The organism is Streptomyces sp. NBC_00647, assembly GCF_045207245.1.
GTDB lineage: Bacteria > Actinomycetota > Actinomycetes > Streptomycetales > Streptomycetaceae > Streptomyces.
In genome coordinates this window covers 9,018,058-9,033,404 of sequence record NZ_CP109040.1, presented here as the reverse complement: position 1 = coordinate 9,033,404, position 15,347 = coordinate 9,018,058, and the positions used below count along the sequence as shown (strand labels likewise).

12 protein-coding genes and 2 pseudogenes are annotated in these 15,347 nt (G+C 71.7%); 7 read left to right on the top strand and 7 right to left on the bottom strand.

The window, feature by feature from the left end:
- The first annotated feature begins 126 nt into the window (after window positions 1-126).
- Window positions 127-783 (top strand): TetR/AcrR family transcriptional regulator, encoded by a 657-nt coding sequence (locus OG788_RS39660; RefSeq protein WP_406375781.1) that lies wholly within the window; start codon window positions 127-129, stop codon window positions 781-783.
- Window positions 784-1,144: 361 nt separating this feature from the next.
- Entirely contained in the window at window positions 1,145-1,300 is a 156-nt protein-coding gene (locus OG788_RS39655; RefSeq protein ID WP_406375780.1) for a hypothetical protein, read from the top strand.
- Here the strand turns inward: OG788_RS39655 and OG788_RS39650 are convergent.
- The 3 genes from OG788_RS39650 to OG788_RS39640 are packed head-to-tail and all read right to left on the bottom strand — an operon-like array spanning window position 1,281 to window position 6,378.
- Window positions 1,281-3,026 (bottom strand): hypothetical protein, encoded by a 1,746-nt coding sequence (locus tag OG788_RS39650; protein ID WP_406375779.1) that lies wholly within the window; start codon window positions 3,024-3,026, stop codon window positions 1,281-1,283. The two genes, OG788_RS39655 and OG788_RS39650, sit on opposite strands and share 20 nt — an antisense overlap.
- Before the next feature lie 32 nt (window positions 3,027-3,058).
- Complete coding sequence (locus OG788_RS39645) at window positions 3,059-4,624, bottom strand: serine/threonine-protein kinase (protein ID WP_406375778.1); 1,566 nt, start codon at window positions 4,622-4,624, stop codon at window positions 3,059-3,061.
- Window positions 4,621-6,378, bottom strand: a complete 1,758-nt coding sequence (locus tag OG788_RS39640) for an FHA domain-containing protein (RefSeq protein WP_406375777.1) — start codon at window positions 6,376-6,378, stop codon at window positions 4,621-4,623. Before OG788_RS39640 ends, OG788_RS39645 begins: the two co-directional genes overlap by 4 nt.
- A gap of 113 nt (window positions 6,379-6,491) precedes the next feature.
- On the opposite strand from OG788_RS39640, the gene OG788_RS39635 reads away from it, so the two are divergent.
- Window positions 6,492-8,228 (top strand): hypothetical protein, encoded by a 1,737-nt coding sequence (locus OG788_RS39635; protein ID WP_406375776.1) that lies wholly within the window; start codon window positions 6,492-6,494, stop codon window positions 8,226-8,228.
- 183 nt (window positions 8,229-8,411) lie between these two features.
- Window positions 8,412-8,807 (top strand): annotated as a pseudogene (locus tag OG788_RS39630) (transposase); the annotation flags it as partial.
- A gap of 505 nt (window positions 8,808-9,312) precedes the next feature.
- Here OG788_RS39630 and OG788_RS39625 read toward each other — a convergent pair.
- Window positions 9,313-9,654, bottom strand: a complete 342-nt coding sequence (locus tag OG788_RS39625; RefSeq protein ID WP_406375775.1) for a hypothetical protein — start codon at window positions 9,652-9,654, stop codon at window positions 9,313-9,315.
- A gap of 186 nt (window positions 9,655-9,840) precedes the next feature.
- On the opposite strand from OG788_RS39625, the gene OG788_RS39620 reads away from it, so the two are divergent.
- Window positions 9,841-10,224, top strand: a complete 384-nt coding sequence (locus OG788_RS39620; protein ID WP_406375774.1) for a hypothetical protein — start codon at window positions 9,841-9,843, stop codon at window positions 10,222-10,224.
- Window positions 10,225-10,279: 55 nt separating this feature from the next.
- On the opposite strand, the gene OG788_RS39615 is transcribed toward OG788_RS39620, so the two are convergent.
- The 3 genes and pseudogenes from OG788_RS39615 to OG788_RS39605 all read right to left on the bottom strand — a co-directional run bounded on the left by OG788_RS39615 (window position 10,280) and on the right by OG788_RS39605 (window position 13,107).
- On the bottom strand, window positions 10,280-10,690 hold the full coding sequence (locus OG788_RS39615; protein ID WP_406375773.1) for a hypothetical protein: 411 nt from the start codon (window positions 10,688-10,690) through the stop codon (window positions 10,280-10,282).
- A pseudogene (locus OG788_RS39610) lies at window positions 10,687-11,550 on the bottom strand (IS5 family transposase). Before OG788_RS39610 ends, OG788_RS39615 begins: the two are co-directional and overlap by 4 nt.
- A 549-nt stretch (window positions 11,551-12,099) precedes the next feature.
- Window positions 12,100-13,107 carry a hypothetical protein gene (locus OG788_RS39605; RefSeq protein WP_406375772.1) on the bottom strand — a complete coding sequence of 336 codons (1,008 nt, stop codon included), beginning with the start codon at window positions 13,105-13,107 and terminating at the stop codon, window positions 12,100-12,102.
- Between the two features lie 91 nt (window positions 13,108-13,198).
- Between OG788_RS39605 and OG788_RS39600 the strand changes: the two genes are divergently transcribed.
- The gene (locus tag OG788_RS39600) at window positions 13,199-13,888 is read left to right on the top strand and encodes a DUF6233 domain-containing protein (RefSeq protein ID WP_406375771.1); all 690 of its coding nucleotides are present in this window, start codon (window positions 13,199-13,201) and stop codon (window positions 13,886-13,888) included.
- A 111-nt stretch (window positions 13,889-13,999) separates the two neighbouring features.
- Window positions 14,000-15,181 carry a PP2C family protein-serine/threonine phosphatase gene (locus OG788_RS39595; RefSeq protein WP_406376972.1) on the top strand — a complete coding sequence of 394 codons (1,182 nt, stop codon included), beginning with the start codon at window positions 14,000-14,002 and terminating at the stop codon, window positions 15,179-15,181.
- Window positions 15,182-15,347 lie beyond the last annotated feature (166 nt).

Genomic DNA, 15,347 nt, shown 5'->3' with positions numbered 1-15,347 from the left:
AAGCAACACTGCTGTAATGAGGAAATCATCAACTCTGGGGGAACCATCGTCAATAGCCCAGGCTGAAAATATTGATGCTTTCATCAGTAATGGCGGACTCATCGTGACGGTTGTTACACTCGCCCCATGTCGACGTCGTCAGCCCCGCCCAGGAACCGCTTCGAACGACGCCGCGCCGAGACCCGTCAGGCGTTCGTCCGTGCGGCCCGGCAGATCCTCGCGGAGACCGGTGACACCAGCGCCAGCATCCAGGCCATCGCCGAACGCGCGGACGTCGGTTTCGGCTCCTTCTACAACCACTTCGAGTCCAAGACGGAACTGTTCGACGCTGCCGTAGCGGACGCGCTGGAGGAGTTCGGCCAGGTCATCGACGCGCGGGTAGCGGGGATCGAGGATCCCGCCGAGCTCGTCGCGGCGGGTTTCCGGCTCACCGCCCGGATGGCCGACTCCCACCCCGAACTCATGCGGATCCTGCGCGATCGCGGCCTGGCCCACATCCACTCCGAGAGCGGCCTGTCCCCACGAGCGCGCCGCGATCTGGAGCGGGGCATCAACTCGGGCCGCTTCACCGGCACCGACCCGACCACGGCCCTGACCGCTCTGGGCGGGACTCTGCTGTCCCTGGTGGCGCTGAGGCTGGCCTGTCCCGACCTCGATGGCGACGAGGCGGCCTCCGATCTGGCCGAGATGGTCCTGCGCATGCTCGGCCTTCCCGCGGACGATGCGCACGAGGTCACCCGGCGCCCGCTGCCCGGCCTCGACGGACCGTCAACGCTCCTCTGACTCAAGCGAAACGGCTCAGACCTGGAGCGCAGCGGACTGTGCTGGTACGCCGGCGGCGACGAGGAACACGGTCGCAGCCGCCTCACCCGTGGGATCCCGTCCAGGCGTCCCCCGTGTTCTCCTCGGCGAGGGCCGGCATCAGTGCTTCCAGCGCCTGGGCGAGGACAGACGAGGGGACCTGCCTCGCGAACACGCCTGCATACCGGCCACGTTGCAGGGCCGCGACGGGCCTCTTCGGGGGCAGGCGAGAACAGCGCCGGCCCCAGGACGAAGTACACGACCAACCGCGCAGGAAGCAGCCGCTCACGTTGCTCCGAACGACCGCACGCAGCCACCACCCGGCGGATACACCCAAGCCGAGATGGGGCGCGAACTCGACGACGCGGGCGGTCCGTTGCTGGTCGGTGCGGTCGCGGCGGCGGCACTGGCGTACGGCTTCGCGGCGCTCGCGATGCTGCTCGCCACCGGTCCGGCTGTGGCGCTGGTGGACGGGTCCGTCAGGAGCAGGCGTAGCTGAAGGTCCCTTCCGCCTCGGACGGCTTGCGCTGGTGCGCGATCCGCAGGCGGGCGGTTCCCCGGAAACTGCCGGGGCCGCGGACCGTCCAGCGGAGGTGCACGGTGACCCTGCGGTCGCCCCGGCGGGCCATGTGGACCAGCTCGCCGGAGTCGTGGCCGTCGCTGCGCAGCCAGTGGTACGTCACCGGGCCGCCACGGCCGTCGGTGGTCACGACGCCGACCAGATCGGCGGTCTGTCCGCAGTGCAACCGCCCGGCGGGCGCCCGGACTTCGACGCCGGTGACCGTCGGGGCCGGGGCCGGGCGCAGCAGCAGCCAGAGGAGGACGGCCGCGGCGGCCAGGAAGGCGCTCGTGGCGATCCAGGCCCGCCGTCGTCGCCGGTGGGGGCGGGTGTCAGGTGGTACGGGTGCGGTGCGCCACTGGGCGCGGAGGACGTCCTGGGCCTCGACGGGGACGCCGGGGCCGAAGCGCAGGATGATCTCGTCGTCGTCCTCGCCGGGCGGGGGTGGCGTCGTTGCCTCGGCGGGTGTCGCTGTCGGGGGTCCGGCGGGGGTGCGGTTGCGCTTGCCGAGGACGGTGGCCTGGTCGTCCGAGGCGGTGGCCCGGTCGTCCGAGGCGCTGGGGTGGGACGGGTGCGGGAAGGAGCGGGGCTGGTGCGGGGCGGAACAGGTGCGGCTGGGCATGGTCAGCTGCTCGTCCGGCACGGCGTGCCTGGGCCGGTCCACTTCCAGGACCACGTCCCCGGGGCCCGTGCCTTCGGACCCCATGTCCACGGCACCCGCACCCTCGGAACCCGCGTCCACGGCACCCATGTCCACGGCGGCCACGCCCTCGGGCATTGCGGCTTCGGAATCTGCGGCTTCGGAATCTGCGGCTTCAAAACCAGCGATGTCGCAACCGGCGGCTTCGGAACGGGGGGCTTCGCATCCCCCCGCCTGGGGGCGCACGCGCTGGGCGTCCGCGCCCGTCTCGTTCGCCGTTGGTGGCGTGGTGATCTCCGGGGTCGCCGCGGCCACCGCCGCGCGGAGCTCCGTACGCCGCAGGAAGCCTGCCGGGAGCGCCGCGCGCCCGGCGACCAGTGCCGCTCGGGCCGCCGCGAGCCCCTCGGAACCGGCGGTGGCGGAACAGTGCGCGAACAGGGCGGCCGCGGGGGTGCCGGTGGCCGCCCAGGCCTCGCCGAGGGTGCGGGACAGCCCGGCCCAGGCCGCGATGTCGGCCTCACGGCGCGCGGAGTCCGGCGCGTCGCCCAGCACCGTGCCCAGCGCGGCCTCTGCGAGGAGGGCGACGCCGTCCGGGGCGAGGACGACGGTGTCCGCGTCCAGCGCTCCGTGGGCGAGACCGGCCGCGTGCAGGGCGAGCAGGCTCTGCGCGGTCTCGTTCAGGACACTCGCCGCGCTGCCCGCGTCGGGGCCCGTACCCCGGCGGGCCAGCAGGTCCGTGAGGGTGGGAGCCGGTGGCAGGGCGGTGATCAGCCACACCTCCCCGGCCTCCGCTACGAGGTCGACCGTGCCGAGCACCCCGGGCAGCCGGAGCTTCGCGACGGCGAGCACGGCCGCCGCGAGCCGCTCGCGCGTGCCCTCCGGCGCGAGCAGGGCACGGTCGATGCGCAGCGCGCCGAGCTCGGACCCGCTGGAACGGCCCGGGAGCAGCGCGTGCCAGGTGCCGTGGCGTGCGTCCCGCGTCCAGCCCGACAGGGGGCGGCCGGCGACCGTGGTGGTTGTCGTCATGTCGATCCGTTCTCGCCGTCGCTCGTCGTCGCTCAGCACGGCGGAGCGTCCAGGGAGGCTGTCTGCGGTCCGTTCGCGGCGGACGGAGTGCTGCTGAGCGTGACCATCCAGGTGCCCCGGCACGGGTGGTTGGAGAAGTCCGCCGCGAAGGTCACGGCGTAGTGCGTGCCGCCGGACAGCTCCTTGGTCCGGTTTCCATAGGGATCGGTGGGCGTGTCGACGTAGTAGTCCGCCGTGAGGGTCAGGGGCCCGGTCCCGGTGGTGTCGACGGTGACGTCGGCGATCAGCGTGCCCGGGGTCTGCCCCCGCCGCCAGGAACCGATGGTGATCGTGACCGTGCCGGGCGTGGGCGAGGCCGGGGGCACGGTCGTCGGCGTGGGCGGCTCCGTCGGCGGGGCCGTACTCACGGACGTCGTGGGTGAGGCCGATGGTCTCTCCGGGGTGGCCGAGGGCGTGACGTCGGCCGTGGTCGGGACGGCAGTCGGCGCATCGGACGTCGAAGAGGCGGGTGGCGTAGGCGAGTTGGTCCCCGAGGGCACCGAACTGGCCACCGTCGTAGCCGTGTCGTGCGGACGGGCCGCTACGGACGTCATCCCGCCCGCCACGACCGCCAGTGCCGCCGCTCCGGCGGCGGCCTTCCATCCGCTGCGCTTCACCCGCCCCAGCAGGGTCAGGGCGCTTGCCGGCGCGTCGAGCGTCGCCGTCGCGGTGAACGGGAACAACAGGGCCAACAGCGCGGTGAGTTCGGCGAGCCTGCGGCGTCCGCGCTCCTCCCAGTCGGCGCCGTACCCCTCGGTGGCTGACCGTTCCAGCTCGGCGAGGAACGCCTCGATGCCCGGCCGGTCCGCCGGGTCCTTGGCCAGTCCCCTGCGCAGCAGCCCGCGCACCGGGTCGGGTACGTCGTCCAGGGGGACGGGGGCCCGCAGGTGCTGCAGGCGCAGCGCGGTCACGTCGTCGCCGGTGAACGGGCGGCGCCCGGTCAGGCACTCGTGGAACACGGCCGCCGCGGCGTACACGTCGCCCGCCGGTCCCGCCGGTTCGCCCTGCCACTGCTCGGGCGCCATGTAGGCGGGCGTGCCGGCGGCCTCGGTCTCACGTCCGGTGCGTACGGCGATACCGAAGTCGGCGAGCGCGCTCGTGCCGTCGGCGCGGACCAGCACGTTCTCCGGCTTGTAGTCGCGATGGACCACCCCGGCAGCGTGGGCCGCGCCGAGGCCCAGCAGCGAGCCCTTGAGCAGGACCAGGGCGGCCTCGGGGCCGGTCGCCCCGTGCCGGCGCAGCAGTTGGCGGAGGCTGACGCCGTCCACCGCCTCCATCACGATGGCGGCACCGCCGCGCGCCTCGACGTACTCGTACAGCCGCACCACGCACGGGTGCCGCAGGCCGCCCAGCAGCCGGGCCTCCGCGCGGAAACGGGTGAGGAACTCCCGGTCGCCGCGCAGACGCCCGCTCAGATACTTGATCGCGACGGGCACGCCGGTGGTGGTGTGGCGGGCCAGTACGACCCGTCCCCCGGCGCCCTCGCCGAGAATCCGTACGGGTTCGTAGCCGGGAACGGCCCAGTCGCCGCCCTCGGCACTTCTCGGACCCTGTGTCATGCCGCCCCCTCCACGACCGCGCCCACTGCCGGCGCCGGCGCCGCACCCTTCGCGTCACGGCGGCGGCGCACACGGCGCGTCAGCCACCGCACCGGCGCGGACCACACGGGGAAAGCCACCAGGGCGACCACGACCGCCTCGATCACCGTGGTCCACAGCGGGGACAGCCACCCGTCCAGCAGGTCGCCGATCCGGGAGCGCCAGGCCAGCAGGGCGAGGACGAGGAAGCCGTACGTGCCGACGACGACCGCGAGGCCGTACGCGGCCATGCCCGCCTGCCGTGGGCCGGGCCGGCGGCCGGCGCGCAGGTCCTGCCAGAGCCCCTTGCGGAAGTACGCGCTCGCCTCCTCGCGCAGCCGCGGCACGCGCAGCGCGTCGGTCAGGGCCTGGTAACCGTCCAGCGGCATCAGGGGGTTGAAGTTGTAAAGCGTGTTCAGGTAAAGGCCGAAGGCCAGGTGGAAGAGGACGGCCGAGGCCGGTCCGGCGGGCAGGGCGACCGCGCCGGCCGCGCACCAGCCGGCCAGCGCCGCCGTCGACAGCGGCCCGGACAGCGCGACGACGACGCGTGACCAGCGGGTGCCGAACCACATGTCGCTGGTGTCCACGAACGCGAACGGCATTCCCATCATGAGCAGGAACCCGCCGCGCCTGACCTTGCGGCCGTACGACTTCACGGCCAGCGCGTGCGTCAGCTCGTGGACGACCAGGGCGGACACGTATCCGGCGGCGAGGAGCACCGGGCCCCAGGCACCCGCCCCGCCGAAGTCCAGCAGGTGCTGCCGGCCCTGCGCGGCGAAGAACGCGGCGAGGCCGCCGATCACCGACAGCCAGACCAGGGTCACGCCGGTCCGGGTGAAGAAGCGCCAGCCGAAGGCGTGGTAGAGGCGAGTCACGACCCGGTCGAGGCCGGGGACCGAGATCTCCAGCTTCAGCAGTGCCCGGTACACGGCCCGTCCCGCGCGGCGCCAGCCCTTCCGTCCCGTGTCCTCTGTGCGGCCGGGCAGGCCGCGCAGCAGCCCCGCGTTCGCGAACGCGGCGAGCGCCGCCTCGATGCGCGGCAGGGCGAGCTCGCCGAAGCGGTCGGCATACGCGAACAGCAGGTCCCGAACGGTGTTCTCGCCGTCGACGGCGTGCCAGAGGAAGACTTCGCGCTCGTCCAGCTCCAGATACACGCCGGTGCGGGTGTTGTTCAGCACCCAGCGGGGTTCGCCGCGGTCGGTGGGCACCTGCTTGAGCGCCCAGCCGGAGCGGCGGCGGGGACGTGCGGTGAGCGGGCCGTTCGCCTCCGGTGCCGCCTCCTGCACTGCGGTGGGGAGTTGGGTGAGCTGGGTGCCGACGACCTGGGTGCGCTGGCCGATATGGGCGCCGCGGGGCTGTTCGAAGACCAGGCGTACGTCGCCGATGGACAGCTCGGTGCCGTCGGCGAGGTGGGCGGCGCCGCCGTGCAGGTCGACGCCTGCGACGGCCGTGCCGTTGAACGAGTCCAGGTCCTCGATCCGGAAGCCCGACTCCGTGCGGACGATCCGGGCGTGGCGGCGCGACACGCTGCTGTCGGGCAGGACGACGTCGCTGTCCGCGCCCCGGCCCAGCGTGGTGACCGGGCCGGTGAGCGGGACGAGCAGGGTGGGGTCGTCGACGCCACGCAGGTGCGGCGCGGCATACGACGTCGGTGCCGCGCCGCGGCGGAGCGTGCCGCAGTACAGGCAGTACGGGAAGTCGCGCCGAACGTGGACGCGGCAGGAGTGGCAGAGCATGCGTCGGCTCAGCCCGCGCCGGAGCCGCTGAGAAACGTTCCGTCGGAGAAGCCACCGTCGGTGTCGATGCCGGGTGCGGAGGGCGAGAGGTGGGTGGCGATGCCGCCGAGGCCGTGGGTGCTCACACCGCCGCGCACGCTCTCGGCGCCGTCGCTGATGCCCGCGCGGCCACCGCCGCCGTCGTCGCCACCGCCGGGTTCTCCACCGCCGCCGGGCCGGCGTCCGGTGTTCTCCTGGTCGCCGCCACCGCCGCTGCCGCCGTCGCCGCCACCGGGTTCACCGCCGCCTCCAGGGCGTCGGCCGGTGTTCTCCTGGTCACCACCGCCGCTGCCGCCTTCGCCACCGCCGCCACCGGAGCCGCCGTCGTGACCGTGCCCGCCGCCCTCTTCGCCGCCCCCGCCGCCACCGCCGCCCTCACCGCCGCCGGAACCGCCTTGGCCCCCGCCCTGGCCGCCGGAGGAGCCGCCTTGACCGGAGCCACCGTCACCGGTTCCGCCGCCGCCCTCACCACCGCCGCCACCGCCACCGCCACCGGGCCGACGTCCGGTGTTCTCCTGGTCGCCGCCACCGCCGCCACCGCCGCTGTCTCCTCCGCCGCTGTCTCCGCCGCCACCCTCGCCGCCACCGCTGTCCCCGCCACCGTCCTCGCCACGGTCGTAGATGCCGCCGTGGCCGAAGTGACCGGCGTCGCCGCCGCCTTCGCCACCGAAGCCACCGCCGTGCCCCCCGAAGTCGCCACCGGATCCGGCACCGCCCTCACCGAACCCGGACCCGGCGCCGCCGTCACCGAAACCGCCCGGACCGCCGTCGGCACCGCCCGCACCGAAGCCGCCGTCGCCGAACCCCCCGCCGGCACCGCTGTCACCCAACCCGCCGAACCCGCCGCCGTCACCGAAACCGCCCAGACCGCCATCACCACCGCCGGCACCAAAGCCGCCGTCACCGAACCCGCCCAGACCGCCGCCGCCACCGCCGTTACCGAAACCGCCATCACCGAACCCGCCCAGACCGCCGCCGTTGCCGAAGCCGCCATCACCGAACCCGCCCAGACCGCCATCGGCACCGCCGTCGCCGAACCCGCCTTCGGCACCCCCACCGACATGCCCCCCGAGCCCGCCGAGGTCCGGCCCGTCCTCGTTCCCGAACCCCCCGAAGTCACCGAACTCACCGAGTCCGCTGCTCACATCGACCGGCGACTCCTGGACCAGTCCCCCGCCGAGCAGGCTCTGGGTGCCGGTGGCGGAGACGTCGAAGCCGCCGGCGTCCTCATGTCCGCCAGCATGTCCGTCAGCGGGAAAAGACAGGTCGGGCGCGTGGTCGACGGAGGCGTGCTCACCGGACACGTGGTCGGCCGGGACATCCGGGACGTCATGGTGCGCCAGTGCGTGTGCCGTGCTCCCGAAGAACAGGGACGACTTGGACAGCCGCGGGTCGAGTGCGGCCGGTCCCCCGGCGGTGCCGGACTCGACGCGCAGGGCACGGAGTTCGCCGACCTGCGCGGGTGTCAGGCCGAGTCTTCGGGCCACCTCATCGGTGTCACCGTCGAGTTCGGCCCTGAAGGCCGGGTCGACGGCAAGGCGGGTCATGGCATCGCGAAAGGCGTTGTCGGTCATATCCTCGGGTCTCCGTGGGTCTGCGTACGCTGCTGTCTGATCCCGGCGGAGCTGAGGATCCCCCCTGGTCGGCGGCAACTGCCATTTCCGGCCATCCCCACCGATGCCTGCAGGGACGGTTATATGGGGCCCGGCATGACCCGCGCAAGGCCGGGAGCAGGGCACCCTGGGCGAATATGCCTCGGGAAGGGGGTCGGCCATCTCGACCGCGCACCGATCGGATACGGCCACCTGTGAGGCCATCCAGGCAGCAGGCTTCACCGCCCGAGGGACGCCGCGGCCGATGATGGCACGCACGTCGCCGACGCCGAGGACCTGAGAGATCCCGCGCACGCGCGCACCCCCACACCTGCGCGGCAGCCTCGAACGGTTCTGCGCGCTGCACCACATCGCCGACAACGCCGAGCTCGGCCGTCCACCGAGCGGACCGGTCTGCCGCTCTCCATCGGCATCTCCGCCGCCAACACCCATGACAGCCGGGGCCTGGAGCCCCTGGTGCGGGGCATCCCACCCATCCGCTCCCGCCGCAGGCCCCGCAGACGACGGCCCGCCAAGCTCCACGCCGACAAGGGCTACGACTACGACCGCCTGCCCCGATGGCTCCGGTCCCGGAACTTCACCCCGCACATCGCCCGCAAGGGCATCGAGTCCTCTCAGCGGCTGGGCCGCCACCGTTGGACCATCGAACGCACCATGTCCTGACAGCTCGCCGGCTGCCGCCACCTACACCGCCGCTACGAGCGCAAAGCCGAGCACTTCCTGGCCTTCACCAGCCTCGCCTGCACCCTCATCCGCTATCGCAGACTCGCCAAATGAGATGACGTCCAAAAGAAGGAAGCAGCTCGGCAACATCGCTTCGAGAGCGTCCGGGCGCGACGGGAAACGGCAGGTCGACAGTTACTTGTCTGCCAGCCACGAAGTCCGCGGGCGGGCATCGAGCCAGTCGGCGGCCTCGGCGCCAGCGCGTCGCGCAGCACGGTGGCGGTCCGGCTGGCCTGCGGGTCGGAATCCCCTGCCGCCGCGGCCAGTGCGCGCTCGGCGTCCGCCAGCAGGTCACGCATCGGCAGCGACTCCCAGGTGGCGCCGCCGTCGCCTCCGCTGTGCGCGCGAGATTCGGCGGTGCAGCAGAGTGGTGGCGGGGCGGATCGCGTCGTCGCTGAACTTCTTCGGCGACGAGGCGGCCTTCGCGTGCATAGGAGGCTGATCTGTTCGGCGATCTGGTCGACCCTCGTCGACCGGTCCCGGTTCACCACCCACACCATCAACGTCAGCACGCCAGTCACAGGCCTGGCTGCTTGTTCCTTAACCTTCGGCGATCTGACTAGTCTCCGATGAAGATCAGGTAACTGCCCGGAGTCGTGGCGCAGTCCTTCAGGTAAGCCGTGAGGTCCTGGACTGCTTCGACTTGGGCGTCGTCGGCGCAGCGGTCCAGGAGATCTGGGATCTCGCGAAGGGCAGCCTCGGCTACTTGCTCATTGAAGACCGTGTCGTTGTAAGGGTCGACGGTCCAGAGTTTGCCCGAGGTGTTGGCAGGGAGCTTGGCAATCAGCTGGGCCAGCGCTTCGCCGTGCTGGTAGGACTGCCGGATCAGAGTCGGCTTGCGCTTCGAGCGTCGGCTGGGCCAATGCGGGCGGTCAGCATGCAGCTGTAGATCGATCCCCATGTTGGGATGCTCTCAGAGGGCGTTCTGCGAGCTTTCGTCGGCTCTCAGCTGGAGTCGGTGGCTGGAGCGGTGTGACTGAGCGGAGGAGTCAGCTTGCTGGATCTCGGCATCCCACGCTTTCGAACGGCAGGTTGCCTCTGATGACACGCCGTAGGCACCCGTCGGCCTGGAGAGCAGACTGCGTCCATGCAGCTCCCCGCACAAGCCGTTGCAGCCACCGCGCTGATCGAAGTCATCAGGATCTCCGCCCTCCCGACCAAGCGGGGCGCCCCATTCCCTGGCGAGGTGGTCACCCACTGGGCCGGGAGCGAGGCCGCCGACGCCTTGACCTTGATCGAGACCCTGCCCGGCAGCGAACAGCACCGTTGCGGCTTCTCGCCGGGCTGGAGCATCCGGGCATACGAGGACACCCTCGACCTGGCGTTGTTCGAGGCGGCATTCTGCTTCAGCTGCCATGAGGTCCGGATGCATGGAACGGCTGTGCCACCCACGCTGGCCACGCAGTTCTTCGACGCGGCCGCCCCGTCGGCCCAGACCCTCCTGGCCCGCTTCCGCGAGGCGGCCCTGTAGTCAGCAGGCTTCCGGGTTCGGCGCTCAGGTTGGCCAGACGGGCCAACCTGAGCGCTCAGCCACACGCGTGTGACGCCGTCCGGGGCATGGTGAACAGCCCCGGTTCGGGTTCGGTGAGGATGCCGCGGTTGACCAGGCGTTTCAGCTTGGCGCGCATGCCTTCGGTGTGCCGCGGCTCGGTGCCGGTATCCAGGGTGCGACAGACATCCCTGGCGCGCAGCCCGTCCCCGCTCTGCTCGAAGAGGGCCAGGATGTCGCGGTAGCCGGGCGGCAGCGGCTCGGGCAGTGGGCCGCCGTCCTCGGTGGCCAGTTCCAGCACGGTCTCGCGGGTGGTCTCCAGCCGTTCCAAGATTCGCTCGGCGGAGGCGAGTTGTTCGGTGAGTTCGGTGATCTGCTCACGCAGCCGTTCGGCGGTCTCGCGCACCAGCCGATGCCGGGCCTCGATCTTGTCCAGGAGCTCACTCACCGCCCGCTCCCGCTCGCCTGGGGCGCATCGCGCCAGGTCGGGGTGGCGGTGCGGGTCAGGCGGCGGAGCATGACGTCGGTCATGGACCACTGGATCATCGCCACCGAGCTGGTCGGCCGGGTCTCGTAGTCCCGCGCGAGCCTGCGGTGCAGCAGGAGGGTGCCGAACGTCTGCTCCACCACCCACCGTTTCGGTTCCGGGGTGAACCCTCTTGCCCCGGGATCGCGTTGGACGATCTCCATGTCGATGCCGAGACGCGCGCCGTGCTCAACCACGGCCTGCTTGAATCCGGCATCCACCCAGCTCTTGGTCACCGTCGGTGCGCTGGCAGCGACCTTGTCCAGCAGGGCGATGCCGATCGCGTTGTCGTGCACGCTCGCGGCGGTCACGACCACGGCGATGATCAGGCCGAGGACGTCGGTGGCGATGCCCCGCTTGCGTCCCGGGCTCTTCTTGCCCGGATCCAGCCCGGTCGTGTCCTTCGGCGCGTTCACCGACGCCCGTACCGTCTGCGAGTCCAGGACGACCGCGGTCGGATCCTCGTGCCGCCTGCGCATTTCGCGGGCCTGCCAGCGCAGCAGGTCGTGGACGGCCTCGGCGGTGCCGTCGTCGCGCCGCTTCGCGAAGTAGTAGTACACCGCGCTCTTCGGCGGGCAGGTCATGCGGCAGATAGCGACACTGGCAGCCGGTACGCGCCTGGTACAGGATCGCGTTGACGATCTCCCGCATCTCGTACTGGCCCGCGTGCCCGCTGACCGAGGGACGCCTCGACGCCTCGCCTTCCAGGCCGTGATAACCGGCCGAATCAACTCCCATGCCTCATCCGGCAGATCACTCGGGTACGGCTGACGCCCGCTCACGCGTCCCAGCGGACCGCGCCACCGACCGTGAAGCCCCGGAACCGGACAACGCGCACTCAAGCCAACGAGAACCGCCGAACGCGCGCAGAACACCCGGTGCGCCTGACATCTTCAGCCTGGGCATCCGCTTTCGGATGACCACTCGCACTTGATAGCCCGAGGCGGTAACCGCCGGACGCGAGGATGGTCTCCGCTCACGCCGCCGGCCCACCGTATGACGCCGATGGCCGGAGCCGACGAGAGCCTTGACCGCGCCACTGTGGCCGCCCCGGAGGGCCAGCCGCACGGCACGATGGGCGTAGGTCAAGTGCGGGGCCGGTTAGCGGGTACCGCCGGGCCAGTTCAACGGCCCCCTGGGCAGGGGGGTTTGCCGTGGGCATCGCGAAATGCGCAACGCGCTCCACACCATCGAGCTGATCCGCCGCGCTACTTGGGCTTGCAGCGCCCAGCGGTCGAAACGGCCTGTGCGGCAGCGTGTGGAGCATCAGGCCCGGGGATCCGGGCGGTTGGAGCAGCACCGGTCCCGATTCCGTGATCTGTTCGGGCGGGTCAGGAGACGCGCAGCAGGGTGGCGGCGGGGAGGATCGCGTCTGGTCCGAACTTGGCGCGGATGCGGTCGCTGACTTCTTCGGCGACAAGGCGGGCCTCGCGTGTCCGGTCGAGGCTGATCTGTTCGGCGACCTGGTCGGCGGAGACAAGGTCTTCGCCTTTCAGGGTGATGGCGGTGATCCGGCCGCGCTGGAGTCCTGCCGCGTCGATCAGCCGGTACGCCATCGTGCGCAGGTCGTCGTCGTGTGCGGAGGCTTCCGGAAGGCGTCGGGTCTTTTCCCAGCTGGTGCCTCCGGCGAAGCGCAGGGTCAGAGTCAGACCGCGGGCCGCCTGACCGCGGCGGCGCAGCTGGAGGGCGAGGGTGACGACCGTGTCGAGGAGGGCGGCACGGACGGCGGCGCCGTCCAGGGTGTGCCGGGGGAAGGTGCGGCTCACGCTCGCGGTGACGGGCAGGTTGCGCGGGACGACGGGGCGGGGGTCGATGCCGCGGGCCCGGTCGGCGGCCTGGCGCCCTGCGCGGCCGCCCAGGAGGCGCTGGACGGTGGCGGGCGGGATCACGGCGAGCAGGCCGATGCGGTGGACGCCGTAGTCGTGCAGGGCCTGGGCCTGGCGGGGGCCGATGCCGTGCAGGGCCTCGACCGGAAGGGGTCCCAGCCAGTCCGCGACCTGGTCGGGGGTGATGGCGAGGACGCCGCCGGGGTTGGTGATCTGGCCGGAGGCGGTGGCGGCGACGGTGATGGACGGGCCGATCCCGACGCGGACGTCGACGCCCAGCCTCGAAATGGTCCGCACGCGCAGCACCTCCCCCAGCCGGCCGGCGTCCACGCCGTGGTAGCGCAGCGCGCCCCGGAGCTCCGCCAGGGCTGCCGTCGGGGGCAGTGCCTGGACGACCGGCGACAGCTCCGCCATCTGCTCGAGGACCTGCCGGTACAGGTCTTCCGGCAGCCGGTCCGGGCAGCGCACGTGCACCACACTCGCCACCCGCCGTGCTTCGGTCCCTGTCTCCACAGCACCCACCTCCTCCGCCCCACATTATCGAACTAGAATTCGAACACGCGAGGTGGCGAACCCAGTGACCTCTGGATCTAGAATCGGATACATGTTCGATGACCTGCCGCCTGACCTGGCGCGACTGCTCACCCTGCGGGTGTGGCACGCCATGTGGCTGCAGCGCATCGACACCAAGATCGCCGCCCTCCAGGAGAGGGAAGCCGAACAAGAACAGGGCCGCCGAAACCGGCCCGCGGAACCGGACTGGGTCGTCGAACTCGGCATCGGCAACGGCCGCCCGCCCATCGAAGTGCACGTCGGCGGCTGCTACGCCGCGGGCAAACGACGGCGTCCCGTCCCGCGCGACGAAGCACGCCGGCTCCTCGCCTCAGGCGTACGCGCCTGCGGTCACTGCCAGCCCGACACCGCGCTGGAGATCCTCGACTTATCCGCCGGCCCGCACCCCTCCACCACGCCGTCGCCACCATGCACAACCTCGCCCTCACCGAGTGAAACACCAGGTCAAGCACTACTCCGACCTGCCCGAGAAGGACCTTGTGCAACACCCTCTATTAGGGGCGGATGTTCCGTAGGTGGTGAGCCCAGCCGAGCGATCACGCGACCGGCCGTGATCGCCGGAGTCGGCGAGCTGATCGGCAAAATTGGCGGGCAATCGTTCGGCGCGGTTGCGCCGACGCCGTTGCGGTCCCGCGAGGTTCGTCAGGCGGGCACGTGGAAGGTGCTTACTGGCCGAGGGCAAACGACGGGCCCAGGTGCCGAGAACGCCGACGAACGGTAGAACGTAAGGGTGAGGCACGAGAGCAGCCCTGATAAGGATGCACCGCCGCACCGTGTGGCAAGGCCGGCGATCGACTACCACGCGCTGTTCACAGTCACCCCTAGCCCCTGCATGGTGCTGGGCCCGGATCTGGTGCTCACCGACATCAATGAGGCGGCCTGCCAGGTGACCGGCCGTACCCGGGAGGAACTGCTCGGGCGGTACCTTTTCGATGCCTTCCCCAACAATCCGGCGGACCCCGATGCTGACGGGGTGCGGAATCTGCACGCCTCCCTGGACCGGGTCCTGCGCTCGAAGGAGCCGGACACGATGGCGCCGATGAAGTACGACATTCCGGTGGCCGACCGGCCCGGCGTGTTCGAGGAGCGGTGGTGGTCCGCGATCAACACCCCGGTGCTCGGGCCGGACGGGCAGGTGGAGTGGATCCTCCACCGGGGAGAGGACGTGACCTCGTTCATCCGCTCCCACCCCCGCCTGCGAGAAGGCGGGGCGCTCAGCGACGTGGAAGCGAGGGAGGTCGAACTGTACGCGCGGGCGCTTGAGCTCAAGCGCCTGAACGAGGAACTGCGCCAAGCGCACGCCCGGGAACGCCAGGTCGCTCTCACCTTGCAGGAGGCCATGCTCCACTCGCCTCATCTGGCCCGGCACCAGGACACCGCGGTGCGCTACCTGCCCGCCGCCGGGTCACTGAACGTGTGCGGCGACTGGTACGACGTGGTCGACCTGCCCGAGGACAGATTCGCCGTCGCGGTCGGCGACGTCGTCGGCCACGGACTGGAGGCCGCCGCCGTCATGGGCATGCTCCGCAGCGCGCTGTCCGCCGTCGTCCGGGCCGTCGAACGGCCCGCGAGGGCCCTGGACGTCCTGGGCCTGTACGCACGCGACGTGGAGGGTGCGCTGGCCGCCACCGTGGTCCAAGCCGTCGTCGACACCCGCGCTCACCGCATCATGTACAGCAGCGCCGGCCACCCGCCTCCCGTCCTGCTCCACCCAGACGGCACCTTCGACCTTCTCGACCGGGCCACCGACCCGCCGCTGGGAGCCCGCCCCGAACACGTCCCCCACCCCCACGCCGATCTGCCCTACACCCGCGGCGACACCTTCGTGCTCTACACCGACGGCCTCATCGAACGCCGCGGCGAGGACATCGACGCCAGCCTGCAACGCCTCACCGACGCGCTCACCCGCCATGCAGAACACGAGCCCGAAGGCCTTGCCGATGCCCTGCTCGAGGACCTCGGCGTCAGCAGCGGCGCCCGCGACGACGTCGCCTTGGTCGTCATCCGCCTATGACCCGCGCGCCGCCGGCGGACGCGCCGCAGGTTGCGCATCCCGCCAACTGAAACGCTCCGACCACGCCTGCGGAATCGCCTGTCGAACCGGGCGTAGCGACCACGGATTCGCCATCAATCCCGAACGCAGCACACCGTCGAACCGGCCCGTTCCCTGGAGGAACGCC